13 protein-coding genes and 1 tRNA gene are annotated in these 17,861 nt (G+C 66.0%); 13 read left to right on the forward strand and 1 reads right to left on the reverse strand.

All coding sequences use genetic code 11. The features are described from left to right. Nucleotides 1–190 precede the first annotated feature (190 nt). The 11 genes from R8G01_00610 (at nt 191) to R8G01_00660 (ending at nt 13,451) form a co-directional block, all read left to right on the forward strand. Entirely contained in the window at nt 191–2,098 is a 1,908-nt protein-coding gene (locus R8G01_00610) for an ABC transporter substrate-binding protein (protein MDW3212470.1), read from the forward strand. Nucleotides 2,099–2,193: 95 nt separating this feature from the next. Beyond that, nucleotides 2,194–3,684 carry an ABC transporter permease gene (locus R8G01_00615; protein ID MDW3212471.1) on the forward strand — a complete coding sequence of 497 codons (1,491 nt, stop codon included), beginning with the start codon at nt 2,194–2,196 and terminating at the stop codon, nt 3,682–3,684. Then, a complete protein-coding gene (locus R8G01_00620; protein MDW3212472.1) occupies nt 3,681–4,709 on the forward strand; it encodes an ABC transporter permease in 1,029 nt (342 codons plus the stop codon). Before R8G01_00615 ends, R8G01_00620 begins: the two co-directional genes overlap by 4 nt. Next, complete coding sequence (locus tag R8G01_00625) at nt 4,706–5,770, forward strand: ABC transporter ATP-binding protein (protein MDW3212473.1); 1,065 nt, start codon at nt 4,706–4,708, stop codon at nt 5,768–5,770. The genes R8G01_00620 and R8G01_00625 overlap by 4 nt, the downstream gene beginning before the upstream one ends. Then, the gene (locus R8G01_00630; GenBank protein MDW3212474.1) at nt 5,770–6,786 is read left to right on the forward strand and encodes a dipeptide ABC transporter ATP-binding protein; all 1,017 of its coding nucleotides are present in this window, start codon (nt 5,770–5,772) and stop codon (nt 6,784–6,786) included. The genes R8G01_00625 and R8G01_00630 overlap by 1 nt, the downstream gene beginning before the upstream one ends. Nucleotides 6,787–6,791: 5 nt before the next feature. Next, nucleotides 6,792–7,346 carry a hypothetical protein gene (locus R8G01_00635; protein ID MDW3212475.1) on the forward strand — a complete coding sequence of 185 codons (555 nt, stop codon included), beginning with the start codon at nt 6,792–6,794 and terminating at the stop codon, nt 7,344–7,346. A gap of 11 nt (nt 7,347–7,357) precedes the next feature. Then, a complete protein-coding gene (gene secG / locus R8G01_00640) occupies nt 7,358–7,600 on the forward strand; it encodes a preprotein translocase subunit SecG (GenBank protein ID MDW3212476.1) in 243 nt (80 codons plus the stop codon). Nucleotides 7,601–7,636: 36 nt separating this feature from the next. Beyond that, nucleotides 7,637–7,722 (forward strand) — tRNA-Leu (locus tag R8G01_00645). Between the two features lie 22 nt (nt 7,723–7,744). Then, nucleotides 7,745–8,251: a hypothetical protein gene (locus R8G01_00650; protein ID MDW3212477.1), complete on the forward strand. Its 507-nt coding sequence runs from the start codon at nt 7,745–7,747 to the stop codon at nt 8,249–8,251. Nucleotides 8,252–9,467: 1,216 nt separating this feature from the next. Continuing rightward, nucleotides 9,468–12,095, forward strand: coding sequence for a hypothetical protein (locus R8G01_00655; GenBank protein MDW3212478.1), 2,628 nt, complete (start codon nt 9,468–9,470; stop codon nt 12,093–12,095). Between the two features lie 312 nt (nt 12,096–12,407). Continuing rightward, on the forward strand, nt 12,408–13,451 hold the full coding sequence (locus R8G01_00660) for a hypothetical protein (GenBank protein MDW3212479.1): 1,044 nt from the start codon (nt 12,408–12,410) through the stop codon (nt 13,449–13,451). 187 nt (nt 13,452–13,638) lie between these two features. On the opposite strand, the gene R8G01_00665 is transcribed toward R8G01_00660, so the two are convergent. Next, nucleotides 13,639–14,220: a YdeI/OmpD-associated family protein gene (locus R8G01_00665; GenBank protein ID MDW3212480.1), complete on the reverse strand. Its 582-nt coding sequence runs from the start codon at nt 14,218–14,220 to the stop codon at nt 13,639–13,641. Between the two features lie 143 nt (nt 14,221–14,363). On the opposite strand from R8G01_00665, the gene glgP reads away from it, so the two are divergent. Both glgP and pyk read left to right on the forward strand, forming a co-directional pair. Then, a complete protein-coding gene (gene glgP, locus R8G01_00670; GenBank protein ID MDW3212481.1) occupies nt 14,364–16,295 on the forward strand; it encodes an alpha-glucan family phosphorylase in 1,932 nt (643 codons plus the stop codon). A 118-nt stretch (nt 16,296–16,413) separates the two neighbouring features. Continuing rightward, nucleotides 16,414–17,859 carry a pyruvate kinase gene (gene pyk / locus R8G01_00675; GenBank protein MDW3212482.1) on the forward strand — a complete coding sequence of 482 codons (1,446 nt, stop codon included), beginning with the start codon at nt 16,414–16,416 and terminating at the stop codon, nt 17,857–17,859. The last annotated feature ends 2 nt before the right edge of the window (nt 17,860–17,861 follow it).

Genomic DNA, 17,861 nt, shown 5'->3' on the forward strand with positions numbered 1-17,861 from the left:
CGAAATGCCTCCGTCGCTACCGATGGGTAGGAACTGCTGCTAGGTTTGGCCAAGGCCCGAATTGCTCGGGGAGGACGATTCGGGTTCGCTGACGCATCAGCGCTGACCACGGGGCCGGGACAATTTGGTTCCTACGTGGGTGCTGGGCGACACGACATACCTCCCTCCATCAATCCCCAGGAGGATCTACGTGAAGACCCGCAGGAGTACCAAACTCTTCGCTACGGTCGCCGCTGCATCGCTCGTTCTCGCCGCTTGTGGCGGAGACGACGACGACGCCGGTGACGACGACACGACCGAGGCCGACGACACGGCTGACGGCAGCGCTGACGAGCCGACCGACGACGGCGATGAGCCGACCGACGACGGCGATGAGCCGACCGACGACGGCGATGAGCCGACCGGCGACGGCGATGAGCCGACCGACGACGGCGACGAGCCGACCGACGACGGCGACGAGCCGGCCGGCCAGGCAGTTGCGTACGGCAACGCGCAGGAGTTCAGCAACTACAACAACGGTCTCGCATCGAGCAACTCGGTGAAGAACACGATCGTGCTGACGCAGGTGCTCCCGGCGCCGTTCAACTTCGCCGGCCCCGGTGGCGAGCTGCAGATGGACGAAGAGTTCGTCGACGCCGTCAACGTGGTCAGCGATGACCCGCAGGTCATCGAGTACGTCATCAACGCCGACGCCGTCTGGTCCGATGGTGATCCCATCGACTGCAACGACTTCTACTTCGGTTGGGCATCGAGCAACGGCACCTACAAGCAGCTCGACGACGAGGGCAACCCCGTCGTCGACGAGGAGTCGGGCTCCGAGCTCGGTCTCTTCGAGGTCGCCGGCACCGGTGGCTACGAAGACATCGAGTCGGTCGAGTGCTCGGATGACGGCAAGACCGTCACCACCTCGTACAGCGCGATCTACTCCGACTGGCGTGCCCTGTTCGCCGGTCTGCTGCCGGCCCACATCATCGAGGCTGCGGCAGGTGCCGAGCCCGGCGGTTCGGTCGAGGCGTTCCAGTCGGACAACCTCGAGGCGATCACCGCGATGGCCGAGTTCCACAACAACGGTTGGTCGCTGAACCCGGGTGAACTGAAGCCCGAGATCATGCCGTCCGGTGGCAAGCTCATCATCGACTCGTGGGAAGCGGGCGCCAGCCTGACCCTCGTGCCGAACGAGAACTACTGGGGCACCATGGCCAACGGCCCGGTGACGATCCGCTACATCGCCGAAGAGGCACAGGCCCAGGCGCTCGCCAACGGCGAGATCAACGCCATGGACCCGCAGCCGACCCCTGACCTGCTCGCGCAGCTCCAGGGCACCGACGGCGTCGTGGTCGAGACCGGCAACCAGTACGTCTGGGAGCACTTCGACTTCAACTTCAACACGGCGTTCGGTAACCGCGACGTGCGTGAGGCGTTCGCGAAGTGCCTCCCCCGCCAGCAGATGGTGTCGAACCTGATCCAGCCGCTCGTGCCCGATGCGCAGATCCTCAACAACCGCACGATCCAGGAGTTCGAGGCGGCATACGTCGACAACTCCGGTGGCCAGTTCGACGAGGTCGACATCGAGGGCGCGGCGGCACTGCTCGCCGGTTCCGGTGAGGCCCTGCCGATCGACGTCCGCGTCGGCTGGTTCGACAACGGTGGCAACCAGCGTCGTACCGACCAGGTCGCCCTGACGGTCGAGAGCTGCAACCAGGTCGAGGGCTTCAACGTCATCGACGCCGGTTCGGAGACGTTCTTCGACGTCGAGCTGTCGGCCGGCGACTGGGACGTCGCCATGTTCGCATGGGCCGGTAGCCCGCTGAAGTCCGGCCAGGACGCGATCTACGGTTGCGAAGGTGGCATCAACTTCACCGGCTACTGCAGCGAGGAAGTCGACGCGGTCGCCGCGGCGATCAACGCCGAGCTCGACGCCGATGCACAGCTCGAGCTGTCGAACGAACTCGACGTTCTGATCTGGGAAGACCTGGTCACCATCCCGGTGTTCAGCTTCCCGGGTGTCGCCGCCTGGAGCGAGAACGCCGAGAACATCGTCTACAACCCGTCCAACAACGGGCTGATGTGGAACGCTGCTTCCTGGCAGCTCTCCTGAGCCGCCAGGTCGGTGATCCACTGACCTGACGCTTCGTTGGTGTGCCGGGCCGCTTCGGCGGCCCGGCACACCGCACGATCCGGACCTCATCTCACATGTTCTTCTTCATCGTTCGTCGATTCCTGGTGTCGATCCCGATCCTGTTGGCGTCGACGTTTCTTTCGTTCTTCCTGGTCACCATCTCCGGTGACCCCCTCGCCGAGTATCGCCAGTCGAGAGACCCGAACCGCGAGCAGACGATGGCGCAGATGCGCAAACTGCTCGAACTCGACGTGCCGTTCCACGAGCGGTACTTCTCCTGGCTCACCGGTCTGTTCCGTGGTGACTTCGGCGTCAACCGTGACGGCCAAGACGTCTGGGCACTGTTGTCCCAGGCGATGGGCACCACGTTCCGGCTGATCATCCTCGCGACCCTCGCGTCGATCCTGATCGGCCTCGTGATCGGCATCATCACGGCCGTTCGCCAGTACAGCGCCCTCGACTACACGTCGACCTTCGCTGCGTTCCTCTTCTTCTCCCTGCCGGTGTTCTGGCTCGCCGTGATGCTCAAGGAGTTCGGCGCCATCAAGCTGAACAACTACCTCGAGGAGCCCGGCTTCTCGGTGGTCGGCATCATCGTGATCGGCGTGTTGTCCGGGCTGATCGCCGCGGGCCTCGTCGGCGGGGCACTCCAACGACGAGCCGTCGCGTTCTTCGCCGTCGGCGCCGTCATGGTCGGCCTGTTCGCCGTGCTCGACGCCACCGACTGGATCGTCAACCCCGGCCTGTCGTTGCCGGTCGTCATCCTGCTGTCGCTCGCCGGTGGTGTGCTGGCCGCCATGATCTACGCGCCGCTCAGTGCGCAGCAGGTCGTCATCTCCGCGCTCGCCGCAGCGTCCCTCGCCGTCGTCGCCTCGCTCGTGTTCGATTCGTGGATCGACGACATGACCTGGACCCGCATGTTCCTGCTGACCATCCTGACCCTCGGTCTCGGTGCTGCAACCGGTGCCGCACTCGGTGGCGAGATCGACCGCCGTCCAGCGATCCGGGCCGGCATGACGGCGGCGTTCCTCGTCGGCGCGATCGTGTCGTTCGATCGCTTCATCTCCGCCTGGGAGCCCGGTCGCACCATCGCGACGATCGGTCCGAAGACGCCGAACCTCGACGCTCCGTTCTGGGAGACGATGGTCGACTACGCCGGTCACCAGATCCTGCCGTCGCTCGCGCTCGCGCTGATCGGGTTCGCCACGTTCATGCGGTTCACCCGCTCGTCGATGCTCGACACGTTGAAGTCCGATTACGTCCGCACGGCCAAGGCCAAGGGCCTGCCGGGTACGCAGGTCATCATGCGTCACGCATTCCGTACGGCACTCATTCCCGTGATGACCGTCGTCACGATCAGCTTCGCCACCATCATCGAGGGTGCGGTCATCACCGAGCGTGTCTTCGCCTGGAAGGGCATGGGTTCGCTCTTCGTCGAGGGCCTGGTCGACGTCGACCCGTACCCCGTCATGGGCTTCCTGGTCATCACGTCCGTCTCGATCGTGTTGCTGAACGCGGTCGCCGACATCATGTACGCCTATCTCGACCCCAGGATCCGCCGATGAACACCGAGAATCAGGGCACACCGCCGATCACGGGCGAGGGCAACTCCTCGATCGCCGGCAGTGTCGTCACCGACGCCATGACCTACGACGAGACCGCCATCGCCGGCGACATCGACCGAGAGTTCACGGTCGAATCCAAGACGCAGCGCCAACTCGTCATCTCCCGCTTCTTCCGCCACCGGTTGGCCATGGTCAGCCTCGCGATCCTGGTCGCGATGGTGATCCTCGCCTACGTCGGTCTGCCCCTGTGGAAGTACCCGGCCGACAAGAGCGGCATCCTCGAAGACGGTGGCCGCCCGACGCTCGACGCGATCCCGTGGCTCGACGGTGACGGGCTCCAGCTCGGTGAGCACCCGTTCGGCCAGGACAACATCGGTCGTGACTACTTCGCCGTGACGCTCCGTGGCGCCCAGCAGAGCCTGCTGATCGCCGCCGTCGCCGGTCTGCTGGCCACCTTCATCGGCACGGTCGTCGGCGGACTCGCCGGCTACTACCGCGGATGGGTCGACAACGTGCTCATGCGCTTCGTCGACGTGCTGTTCACGATCCCGCTCCTGGTCGTGGCCGCCGTGCTCGGCCGTCGCATCCAGTCCGACAGCTTCCTGGTGGTCGCGCTGATCATCGCGCTGGCGTCGTGGCTCACGACGTCCCGTGTGGTCAGGGCCGAGTTCATGTCGCTGCGCGAGAAGGAGTTCGTCGAAGCAGCCCGCGCCATGGGTGCGAGCAACTCGCGGATCATGTGGAAGCACATCCTGCCCAACGTGATCGGATCGGTGATCGTGCTCGGCACACTTCTGATCTCGGCCGCGATCCTGGTCGAAACGGCGCTCGCGTATCTGGGTATCGGTGGTGGTGAGATCTCGCTCGGCAAGCAGGTCTCCAACTACCAGACGGCGTTCAACACGCGGCCGTGGCTGTTCTGGTGGCCGGGACTGTTCATCGTGACGATCGCACTGTGCATCAACTTCATCGGTGACGGCCTGCGCGACGCGTTCGACCCCCGCCAGACGCGGGTCCGTCAATGAGCGCCGACACGGGCAGCGACGTGTCCAAGAGCGATGAGATCCTGCTCGACGTCGACGACCTGAACGTCACCTTCCCGTCCGAGGACGGCATGGTGATGGCGGTACGCGGTGTCAGCTACCAGGTGCGACGCAACGAGGTGTTCGGCATCGTCGGCGAGTCGGGTTCCGGCAAGTCGGTGTCGCAGATGGCGCTCATGGGTCTGCTGCCGAAGACGGCGTTGATCACCGGCACGGCCAGGTACCTGGGCAACGACCTGATCGGCGTGCCCGACCGCCAGGTCCGGCATCACCGCGGGAACGACATCTCGATGATCTTCCAGGATCCGATGACGTCGCTCAACCCGGTGTACACGATCGGCTACCAGCTCGGCGAGATCGTTCGTGCGCACCACCGGGTGACGCCGAAGGAAGCCAAGATGCGTGCGATCGACGCCTTGCAGCTCGTCGGAATCCCGCAGCCCAAGCAGCGGGCCGATTCGTACCCGCACGAGTTCTCGGGTGGCATGCGCCAGCGCGTCATGATCGCGATGGCGATGATGAACGATCCCGACATCATCATCGCCGACGAGCCGACTACTGCGCTCGACGTGACCGTGCAGGCGCAGATCCTCGAGACGTTGATGTCGGTCAAGGACGAGCTCGGCGCCGCGATCATCCTGATCACCCACGACCTCGGTGTGATCGCCGGCGCCGCCGATCGGGTCGCGGTCATGTACGGCGGGCGCTTCGTCGAACGTGGTTCGGTCGACGAGATCTTCGAGATCCCGCGCATGCCCTACACGCTCGGACTCCTCGGTTCGATCCCGTCGCTCGACCAGGACGAAGACGAACTGACACCGATCCCCGGCACGCCTCCGAGCCTCGTGAATCCGCCCGACGGTTGCCCGTTCGAGCCGCGTTGCACGATGGCGATCGACACGTGTCGCAAGGTCGAGCCCGACCTCGAACCGACCGAGCGGCCCGATCACCTGGCTGCGTGCCACCGGTGGGAAGACCTGGTCGGCCTGTCCGATGAGCTGAAGGCGTTCAAGCGTCCCGCCGAGAACCAGGGAGCGATCTGATGGCCCTCCTCGAAGTCCGTGACCTCGTCAAGGAGTTCCCGGTCAACAGTGGTGGCCTCATCCGACGTCAGGTCGGCAAGGTCCACGCGGTGTCCGGTGTGTCGTTCGACCTCGACGCAGGGGAGACGCTCGGTCTCGTCGGCGAGTCGGGTTCGGGCAAGAGCACCACGGGCCGAGCGATCCTGCAGCTCCACGAACCGACTTCCGGATCGGTCAAGTACGACGGCCGCGAGCTGATCGGCCTCGACCGTCGACAGCTCCGCGATCTGCGCAGAGACATCCAGATGGTGTTCCAGGACCCGTACGCATCGCTCAACCCGAAGATGCCGGTCAACGACATCGTCGCCGAGCCGTTCGTGATCCACGAGGATCTGAGCGCATCCGAGCGCCACGAGAAGGTCGCCGACCTGCTCAAGGCCGTCGGACTGCGCCCCGAGCACGGCAACCGCTACCCGCACGAGTTCTCCGGTGGCCAGCGTCAGCGCATCGGTATCGCCCGGTCGCTCGCTCTCGACCCCGGTTTCATCGTGCTCGACGAGCCGGTCTCCGCGCTCGACGTCAGCGTGCAGGCGGGGGTCATCAACCTGCTGCGCCGTATCCAGGAAGAGCGCAACATCGCGTACCTGTTCATCGCCCACGACCTGTCGGTGGTGCGCCACGTGTCCGACCGGGTGGCGGTGATGTATCTCGGCAAGATCGTCGAGATCGCCAACCGTCGCGACCTGTACCAGAAGCCGACCCACCCGTACACGGCCGCGCTGCTGTCGGCCGTGCCGGTGCCGTCGCCGAGCCGCGAGCGCGAACGCAACCGCATCGTGCTCCAGGGTGACGTGCCGTCGCCGGTAGATCCGCCCAGCGGGTGCCGGTTCCGGACCCGCTGCTGGCGAGCCACCGACGTCTGCGCCGAAGTGGAGCCGCCGCTCGTGGAACGTTTCGAGGGATCGTTCTCGGCGTGCCACCACCCGCTCGAGCCGGGTGAGCCGATCGAGGTCACGGCCGCTCACGCCTCCGCCTGATCGGCGTGGCGATCTTCTCGAACGTTCCCGTCTACGACGACCGCTCGATCACCCTGCACTCCACCTGGACCGGCATCGTGATGTCGTTCCTCGGCGCGACCATGTTCTTCGCGTTCTCGGTCCTGCTCGTCTGGGACATCGGCGCGAACCTGGTCACCGTCGGGTTGCTGGTGTTGTCGGTGCTCTTCGCCGGGGTGGCCGTGTTCGACCTGCCGATCTCGGCCGAGTTCCGTCGTGACGGCGTGGTCCGGCGCACGCTGCTGCGGCATCAGTTCATCGAGTGGGACCGCCTCAACCGTCTGCGGCGCCTCCGGGTGGGTGTGTGGCGGACGCGGCGCGACGGGCGCGGCGGCGGACTGATCGCCGACATCAAGGGTCGCAACTACGTGCTCGTCGACACGATGGAGAGCGCGATCGAGTTCGACGACATCCGACGACTGTTGGGGGAGTGGGCCGACGCCCTTGCGCTCAACGACGAACTGCGTCCGCCCGACGGCCGTAGCCCGACGTGGTTGTATCGCCGCGATCGTTGGAAGCCGGACTCGGCCAGGAGCAGATAGCATGCCCAATCGTGCGTGACGTCATGCTGTACATCGTGTTGGTGATCAATGTGGTCTCCATGTTCGCCCTGATCGCCGGCATCCTGCTGCACAGTGGGCGTGGCGGTGGTTTGTCCGACATGTTCGGCGGCGGCAGCGGCGCGGCCCTCGGGTCGACCGCAGCGGAGCGCAACCTGAACCGCATCACCTTCGTGTTGTCGCTGGTGTGGATTTTCACGTTGGTTGCTCTGAGTTTCCTGTTCGTCCGGGTCTGACAGCCGATAGCCTGGCGGCTCACGCAACACAGTCACGTCGGAGTGGCGGAATGGCAGACGCGCTAGCTTGAGGTGCTAGTGCCCTACTAATGGGCGTGGGGGTTCAAGTCCCCCCTCCGACACAACAGGTCCCGTACCACTGGGGTGGAGTCCGACCTCGTCGAGTTTGACGAGGAAGGGCGGAGCCCCGGTGACGGTGACTTCGAGCCGGTCGGCGTGAATCGTGACGGTTTCGATGAGTTCTTCGACGAGCACGCGGCGTTCTTTGTCGTTGGCGTTGGCCCAGATGTCGTCGAAGTCGAAGTCGGGATCGCGCAGGAGTGCGGCGGCTCGTTCGAAGGCTTGTGCGAGTGCGTTGGTGGTCTTGGCGGTTTCGAGGGTTTCGGCGTGGTCGGCTTCGAGGGCGTTGATCTTGTCGGTGATCTGGCGTTCTTGGGCGGCGAAGTAGTCGTCGGTGATCTTGTCGTCGAGATACAGCTGGAGAAGCCTGTCGCGTTTCCTGGTCAGGTTGGCCAGCGCTCCGGAGCGTGTCGGCTCCGCCGCCCCGCCTCCGGCTCGCTCGGCCTTTCCTGCGAGCTGAAACCGGATCGCGTCGATCAGCTGGTCATCGGTGCGCAGCAGCTCGATGCCGAGACGTGCCGCGCGATGTAGCCCGGCAGCGGAACGGCCGGGGATGCGGCAGCCGTGGCCGCGGTGTCGGCACCGGTAGATCGGTTGGTTTCGTCCGTTGGTGTCGATCGCGGTGAGACGCCCGCAGAGGCCGCAGCGGACGCGGCCGGTGAGCAGGTCGGTGCCACGGCGTCGTCCAGGGACGTGCCCGCGGTGGGCAGCGTCGAACTGCTCCGGCGAGACGAGGGCTTCGTGTCGGCCGGGGAACCAATCGTCACGGATGCAGACTTCTCCCAGGTAGACCCGGTTCTGCAGTAGGTGCCGGACACGGGAGTACTTGAGCCCGGTCGCGTCGGAGACCTGGGGCAGTGATGCGCCGGCGGCCCGGGCCTCGAACGCCCGGCGGACGAGATAAGCATCGTCGTTCGCGACGAGGACCCGGTCGACGAGGTCGTAACCGATGGGCGGGGTGTTGAGCCAGTACCCGGCGCGGGTGAGTTCGTGCATGCTCGTCGTGACATTCTCGATGATCTTCTCGCGTTCCAGCTGCGCCAACAGCCCGTGCATGCCCGCCGTAAACCGCCCCGAGGCTGTGACGGATTCGACGGTGCCTTCGCTGAGTGAGTGCACGATGACGCAGTGACGCTCGAACAGCTTCAGGAGCCGGTTGACGTCGCCTGAGTCACGTGAGAGGCGGTCGATGCGCCACACGATCAGGTTCGCGACCTGGTCGGCTTCGATCAGCTCGATCAGCTGTTGCATTGCAGGCCGGTCGAGGTTCTTGCCCGACAGGCCTTCGTCGCACAGGAACCGGGGTAGCTCGAGGCCGTTCGAGCGGGCGTACTCGGCACAGCGTTTCCGTTGGGCAGCGGGGGAGTGCTCGACTTGGTCGTCAGTCGATACCCGGACGTATCCGATCGTCAGCATCAGCAAACTCCTCGGCTGGGTGGTGTGACCAGGACCATACGCGCTCGCGCCGAGTGCGTCGGAGATCAAGAGCGTTCCGCCATCGCCCACCGGGCTCGGCAACTCAGAAGGGGAGTGCCCAAGGAGGTACTGTGCAGTTTGAGGGTGCTGTATTACAGAGAACGCACCCGCAACACATTCTGTGGACGTTTACGGGCGAGATTCGGAGATTCACTGGCTAGCCGAGTCGCGCGCGGGCCTTGCGGTTCTGGTCGGTGACTCAGGTGTCGGCAAGTCGACAGTCCTTCGGCAGGCCCAGACAGCCTCGGCTGATGCGATCGCCCCAGCTCCCGTGCTGATGTCCCGCGCGCCCGGCAGCCTTCAGATCGCGTTGCTCGATGCACTGGGGAGTGCGGTAGCGATGATCGCCATCAGGGAAGATGCCCTGCAACGGATCGGGCGCACGCTCGTAGATGCCGCTGAGCGGGTAGGGCAAGCCCGCCTCAAGGACCTCGGGGCCGCAGTCGGCAACTATCTCCTTCATGCGGTGAGACGTCACCTCGGTGATGACGCTGCTCAGGTGTTATCGGACATGGCCGACTCTCTCATCGCCTCCCAGGGTGAGTCGCTATCGGCCAGGATCACCGCAGCGAGCGACGACGATGTCGTCGATCTCCTAGTCGGCTTTCTCCAGGAGGCTTCAGCGCTTGCTGGCGAAACGTCAGTCCTTCTTGCGCTCGATGGACTGGAACGTCTAAGTGATGACGATCAGCGGAGGCTCGCCGACGTGGCGGACAAGCTTCCTGGCGGCGTTTCTATCCGTGCCAGTTATGCAGCCTCCGACTCCGACTCACGCCGACGTGCCGACGAACTCGCAATAGCGGGCGCGCAGCTCCTGCCCTTGACCGGGCTCGACGTGGACGCAGTCAGAGAGTGGCTAGCGAATGTCGGTCTCGACGCTCGGCTAGCGGAAGCAGTCGTCGCGGCGACCAATGGCTATGGCATGCACGTCGCGGATGCAATCTCGCTGCTGGCGTTCGATCCGCGCCCAGCCACTCTTCAGGCTCTGACACCAACCGACGTCGTGAGCGCCCGGGCCCGCCTCGCATGGAACTCCCTAGACTTCTTGACCCAGATTTCCGTTGCCAGACTGCTCGTGTACCCGTCTGCCGTAACGGACGAGCGCGTCTGCCAGTTGCTAGCAATGGATGGCTTTGCCTGGCGAGCGCTTCAGCTGCGTCTTATCGATGCAGGTTTGATGGTTGAGTCGGCCAACCCCTGGTTTCACGAATTGCGGCGACGGGTTCTGTGGGACTTCGTTCTCACCGAGGAAACTAAGCAGAGCGCGCTAGAGGCCGCTCGGATCGAACTGAGCGCCCAACTGGAACTCCCTGGCGCACAGGCTTCAGACTTCATGACCTTCTCGATGGTCAGCGCGCAGACCATCGATGGAAATGCTCCCGGAGTCAACGAAGCGCTCGCACTGTCAGTTGACGAGTTGGCGATTGCAGCGGCCACACTGGAGCTGGTTGAGTTCGATCAAGGCGAACAGGCCATCATTGCATCCCCGGTCGTTCAACATGCCCGATCCGCGTTCGGGTTGGCCGGCAACGCTGCAGACGCGATCGAGGGTCTCGCAGCAAGCGGCCTTATTCACGTGGCCTCCAACGAGACCACTACTGTCATCGTGCCAACATGGCGGAGCGCGGACGCTGTGGCGGCCCTCCTTGGGCGGTCGGCGAACGAACTTGGTCGCCTACCTATCACCCAAATTGCGTCGTTGCTGTTCCAGACCGTAGTGGCGCGCGAGCTCGGCGAGTTCGATCGAGGCATCTACGGCGTCGGCGACCCAGACGGTCCAGAACTTGTCCGACAGCTGGCGGAACTACTGCGCGATATCAACCGTGGAACTACGCGTCTCCCGCCGCCCGAGACGCCCTGCATGCTGGCCAAGGCGGACTTCGGCGGCGTCCCGCTCTACTTGGCCATCGCGTTCTTCACAGCCGAGCAGAGAGACGGCGCTCTAGCACGCTTGACCGGGCTAGAGGCTGAAGTGCTCGACACGCTGCTGCGCGTTCACTTTATCGCCCCGAACCCGGGACCGCCCGTGCCATCCGGGCGCTTCGCCAACGCCTGGCGATTGGTGAGCGGTGCGGTCGACGATTCGCAGCGCTCGAACTTGAGTCTCGATGAAGAGGTGCGGGAACGCGTCCAGCTCTTGAATGCTCTTCGCCTTGTGTGCACTCCACTTGAGCGCACGGTGTACGGCCTCGAGCGCGAGATCGGGTACGTGTACGGCGGCGACGCATCCGGCAGCACGCTGGTCGAGATCACCGGCCTCAATCAGGCGCTTCGGGTTCCAGGCGACAGTCATCAAGGTCTATTCGTATCGAACGATCGCCTCCGGATGCTTCATTCGCTTGAGGTTCCCGCTAGCGCACGTTTCGGCCGAGCGACGACCCGATTTGGGATCGCAACCCGGGATGGCATCGAGGCGGAGATCAAGGCGCTGGATGAGAGCGCAAGATCCTTCAATCAGCATTCCCGGCGTGCTGAGTTTGCGCTGACGGAACATCACCTTGGGCCGGCGCTTGACGAAGCGATGAAGCGCCGGTACTCGGACGCAGCTCAGATTGTTGGCTCCATGACCGCTGGCCAGCCCGACCTTTCCGTCACCAGAACGCTCATCTTGCTTGAGTTAGACGAACCGCAGCGTGGCTTCGTCGATGGGGCCCATGCTCGGTTGCTTACCGCTACGTTCGACCACGGCGGAGCCGATCAACCGGAGACTGAGCTAAGGGTGGTGCCCGGTGATCCAACCACAGGCCACCGCAGGAGTCGTGAGGAACCCCTGGAACGCGTGAAATCAGCCTTCGGTGTTGATACGTCGAACGCGTTGTCTTGGACCTCCGGGATGGCGCTCTTCTCCCTATCAGCCATGCTTGGCTATCAAACCGATGAGGTCCGCTTTCGCTATTGATCGGATCCTTGAACGCGTCCTGCGTCAGCCAAGCCGCCAGTGGCTGGTACGGGATCGCGTCGTTCGGTCCTCCGACACCAAATGACCAGGGCAAATGCCCTGGTCATTGTCGTTCTCACCGGCGGCGGTCGACGCCATGCCGGGCCCGCGTCTCGGGTCGATGAGCCCTCGCTGGATTCCTGGTGGCTTGCTTCGGGCAAGTCGCATCGGTCCACCGGGGCCGTGGGGCCGCGTCGAGATCGGTCCCCGTGAACGACCATGTTCCGCTACGTGTCACGATGAGCGCATCGGACCACGAATGCGGAGGACACCATGTCGATCATCAGGACCCGTTGGGCAGCGATCGGCGCGCTGGTCGCGACCACGCTCGGCGGCGGTGGGGTCGCCATCGTCTCGGCGGCGCAACCCGACGGTGCTCTCGCGTTCGTGCCGATCGCCCCGTGTCGGGTGATGGACACCCGCGCCGAGTTCGCGGTCGGCCCGAGAACGTCGCCGCTCGGCACCGGTGAGACCTACACCGTGAACACGACCACCTCGGACACCGGCAACTGCACCGAGATCCCGCTGACGGCTCGCAGCGTCTCGATGAACGTCACCGCCATCGATGCGACATTGCCGACGTTCATCGTCGTGTGGGCGACGGGGACGACGCAGCCCGCCGTGTCGAACCTCAACCCGGTGCCAGGTTCACCGCCGACGCCGAACGCGGTCACCACCGGCATCAACGCGAACGGCCAGTTCGACGTCTTCAATCTGCAAGGCGACGTGCACGTGATCGCCGACGTCAACGGCTACTACACCGACCACCGTCACGACGATCGCTACTACACGAAGGCCCAGGTCGACCTTGCGATCGCCGCCACGATCGACGACCTGCCGGTCGACACCGCTGCACTGGAATCCCGGATCTCCGCCCTGGAAGCAGCGCTCGCCGCGGTGACCGACCCATCGGGCAACTGGGCATTCCCCGGCGACGTCGCCATCGCAGGGTCGGTGTCGGTCGGCAGTTCCGTGTCGGCCGGCGGAGGCGCTTCGTTCGGCAAGTCGTTGGCGGTCGCGGGGGACGCGGCGGTCAACGGTGGAGCCACGATCTCCGGCCCGCTCGCAGCAGGCGGCGATGCGACGCTCGGACGGTCGTTGTCGGTCGGCAACGGTCTCGCGGTCGGCGGTGCGCTGGCGGTCGACGACGGCGCGTCGGTCGGTGCCGATCTGTCCGTCGACGGCAGCTTCGCAGCGGGGCGGGACACGGTGCTCGGCAGGTCGTTGCAGGTCGGTGCCGGTCTGAGCGTCGGCGGACCCGTCGCTGCAGGCGGTGACGTGATCACGAACGGCGACTTCATCGACAACACGCCGTGATCGACGACCGAGGCGGCGAGCCACCATCGAGCGCCGCTCGAGCACAGTCGCTCGCGATCGCAGCCGGCCGGGCCGAGCGTGGTGGGAGCGTCGATGAGAGCGTGGGCCAGTCGTATTGTCGGTGAACGCATGGCGAAGGCCTCGCCGGCGTGTCGCCGGGCCGGGTCGGGCCGAACACGGCCGCGAGTCAGCGGTCGCGGAAGCCCTTGCCGGCGAGGATCTTCGGGACGAACTTGTCGATCCGGCGCTCACGCGTTGCCGACTGCTTCGCCGAGGAGATCTGGAGGTGGTACTCCCGCTGTCGGCCCGGGGTGAGCGATTCGAACGCCGCCTTCAGCTCCGGGTTCTCGTCGAGCCGGTGCTGCAACTCGTCGACCAGTTCGAGTTCCGGGGCGGGTTCGACCTCGAGCCCGGCCTCCTCGACTGCGATCGCCTCGTCGAGGTACTCGGCGACGACGCCGGCCAGGCGTTCCACATCGTCGACGGACGTGAACTGGATGCGACGCGCCGAGCGCGAGTTCGGACCCTGCGCGTGGAGAACACCGGCCGGATCGCTCAACAATGCGCCCTTGAAGAACATCAGGGCCAGGAAGTGCTTCATCTCCTGCACGATGGCGATGTTCGCACCACCATGGCGGTAACACGGCTTGCCCCACTTGGTTGCCTCGGTCAACCCGCTCGCGAGCAGGATCGGACGCAACGCCGTGATCTCGTCCGGCCACTGTTCGGTGCGGCTGATGTACGTGTCGACGTCGATGTCGGTGTCCATGGGTCCTCCCTCCCGTAGATCACCGCATCGTAGGGGCTTCGGCCCGATGAGGTCAGCTGTCGGGGTCGCTCCGAACGCAGGCGCCGATAGCGTCCCGACGTCACATCTCCGGCCGCCGGACGGCCCGACTCCCTGGAACTCCCATGATCGACAGTGCCCTGCTCGCCCTCGCCTCGAACCACCGGTGGTCGTGGCACCAACCGACCCGACGGTTGCTCGGCACACTGCCCGGTGCAACCGCCGGCACACATCCGGTCACCGTGCTGCAGCGAGCAGATGTCGCAGCGCTGGACTCCTGGGTCGAAAACCACCGATCGACGCTCGACGAGTTGGCCACCGAATTGGCCGCCGTGGTCGACGCCGTGTCGACGGTGAGCATCGCCTACTTCTCCCCGGAGTTCGGGATCGCGGCGGAACTGCCGCAGTATTCGGGCGGCCTCGGCATCCTCGCCGGCGATCACCTGAAGAGCGCCAGCGATCTCGCCCTGCCGCTGGTGGGTGTCGGCCTCTTCTACCGCGAGGGCTTCTTCCGTCAGTCGATCGACGGGACACAGCAGCACGAGCGCTACGAGCAGGTCGACCCCGAAGCGGTCGGCGCCGTCGACACCGGTGCGGTCGTGCACGTCACGATCGGCGGGTTCGAGGTGGCGGCAAAGGTGTGGCAGCAGCAGGTCGGCGCCACTCGGCTCGTCCTGCTCGACACCGCCGTCGACACCAACCCGGCGTGGGCGCAGCAGATCACCGACCGTCTGTACTCGGGCGGTCGTGAACATCGCCTCCACCAGGAACTGATGCTCGGGATCGGTGGAGTGCGAGCGCTGCGCGCGCTGGGGTTGCAGCCCGACGTCTTCCATCTCAACGAAGGTCATGCCTGCTTCCTGCTGTTCGAGCTGCTCGCCGAGCACGTCGAGGCGGGGCGGAGCCTCGACGACGCGATCACCGATGTGCGTCACCGTTCGCTGTTCACCACGCACACGCCGGTCCCTGCTGGGATCGACCGGTTCGCCGCAGACCTCGTCGGGCCCGAACTCGGCGTCTGGGCCGATCGGCTCGGCGTCACGGTCGACACGCTGTTCGACTGGGCTCGACTGCCGAGCGACCCGCCCGCCGAACCGTTCAACACCGCCGCCCTTGCGTTCGAGCTCTGCGGTCGAGCCAACGGCGTGAGCCAACTGCACAGCGGCGTCAGCCGGAAGCTCTTCGGCTCGCTGCCGCGAGCAGCCGGCGTCGAGGGCATCACGAACGGTGTCCACGCCCGGACCTGGGTCAGCCCGGAACTCCAGACCTTCTTCGACGAACACCTGGGCCCTCGCTGGTCCGACGGCGCAGCGACGGCATGGGCGAGTATCGGAGCGGCGCCGCGCGAGGCGTTCGACGCGGCACGAGCCCCCGGCCGTGCACGGCTGGTCGACCTGATCCTCGATCGCACCGGGGTCACGTTCGACGCCGACCGGTGCATCATCGGTTTCGCCCGTCGATTCGCCACCTACAAGCGCGCAGCACTCCTCCTGCGCGACCGTGACGGGTTGCGCCGCTCGCTCGACGCCGGCGCCCAGTTCGTGTTCGCCGGCAAGGCGCACCCGGCCGACGGTGAGGGCAAGGCCGTGCTCGCCGAGATCGCCGCCTTCGCGGCCTCGGACGAGGCGCAGGGCCGGTTCGCACTGATCCCCGACTACGACATCGAGATCGCTCAGGAGATGTACGGCGCGTGCGACGTCTGGCTGAACAACCCGGTCCGACCGCGCGAGGCCTGCGGCACGAGCGGCGAGAAATCGGCGCTCAACGGCGGCCTCAACTGCTCGATCCTCGACGGTTGGTGGGCCGACTGGTTCGTCGACGGCATCGGCTGGGCGATCCCGACCAGCGATCTCGACGACCCGACGGCCCGTGACCTGGCCGAAGCGAGGGCGCTGCACGATCTGCTGGCGACCGAGGTGCTGCCGACCTTCGACGACCGCGACGCCTGGTGGTCGATGACCACGGCGATGCTGCGCCACCTCGGCCCGCTCGTGACGTCCGGCCGGATGGTCGCCGAGTACGACGAGCGCTTCTACCGGCCGCTCGGGCGACGCTAGGACGCACCTCCGAAGCGTCCGTACACTGGGACGCGCATCCAATGAGGTGGGACACGCCTCATCCGAACCGCAATCCCGTCGAATCGATCGACGGCAGAAGGACAACACCATGGTCACCGTGAACGCAGCTCGTCGCACCAAGATCGTCGCGACGATCGGCCCCGCCTCCGACTCGCGCGAGCAGGTCGCCGCCCTGATCGAGGCGGGCGTCGATGTCTTCCGCCTCAGCATGGCCCACGACGACATCGCCTCCGTGCTCGAGCGGGTCAAGCTGATCCGCTCGGTCAGCGACTCGATCGACGCAGCGCCGGCGATCCTCATCGACCTCCCCGGCCCCAAGGTTCGGGCCGGAACGTTCGGCGACGAGGGCGTGATGCTCGAAGGCGGCAGCGAGGTCGAACTGCGTCCGGGGCTCGAGCCGAGCACCGCCGAGGTCATCCATGTCAGCCACGACGCGCTCGTCTCCGACGTGCGCGAGGGCGACCTGATGCACCTGGGCGACGGCAAGGCGACCATGCGCGTCAAGCACGTCACCGACGACGCCGCGATCGCCGAGATCGTGCACGGCGGTCTCATGCGGGGCCGGCCCGGTGTGCACATCCCGTCCGACCGCCTGAGCATCACCACGCCGACCGACTTCGACCGTGAGGCGCTGGCCGCCGTGGTCGCCGCGGGCGTCGACATGATCGCGATCTCGTTCGTGCGCAGCGCCGCCGACCTCCTGTCGCTCGAACTCCCACCGCCGCCGGCGGGCCCGATGGTCGTCGCCAAGATCGAGACCCGCGCCGCCGTCGACGATCTCGACGCGATCTTGGAGGCCAGTGATGCGCTGATGGTCGCCCGTGGTGACCTCGGCCTCGAGTGTTCGCTCGCACAGTTGCCGGCGTTGCAGAAGCAGATCATCGAGGCGACCGTGCGCGTCGGCCGCCCGGTCATCACCGCGACGCAGATGCTCGAGACGATGATCGACAACCCGCAGCCCACTCGGGCCGAGGTGTCCGACGTCGCCAACGCCGTGTTCGACGGCACGTCGGCGGTCATGCTGTCGGGGGAGACCGCCATCGGGCGTGACCCGGTCAACGTCGTCACGATGATGGACGAGATCCTGCGAGAGGCCGAGAGCGCCTTCGACTCCGACTCGTGGGCCCACGCCGTCGAGGAGATCGGCCAGACCGAGGCCAAGACCGACAACGGTCGCGTCGCCAACGCGGTGTCGGCCGCCGCCGCCCGCGCGATCCGCGCCCTGGCGCCGCCCGCCGTGGTGTGCATCACGGGCAGCGGGGCGACCGCCCGTGCGATCACCCGCTACCGCCCGAAGGCCGCCGTGCTGGCGGTGACGGGCAACGAACGGGCCTTCCGGCAGCTCAATCTGGTCTGGGGCGCGACGCCGATCCTGGTCGCCTCCCACGGCGAGGACGCCGGGCGCGTGCGCCGCGTGCTGTCCGAACTCGAACAGCGCGGCTATCTCGACGTCGGGCAGATCGTGCCCGTCGTCGCCGGTTCGTCGAACGAGGCCGTGGCGTCCAACATTCTCCGCGTCGAAACGGTCGAGCCCCGGCTCTGATC

This window comes from Ilumatobacteraceae bacterium, from assembly GCA_033344875.1.
GTDB lineage: Bacteria > Actinomycetota > Acidimicrobiia > Acidimicrobiales > Ilumatobacteraceae > Ilumatobacter.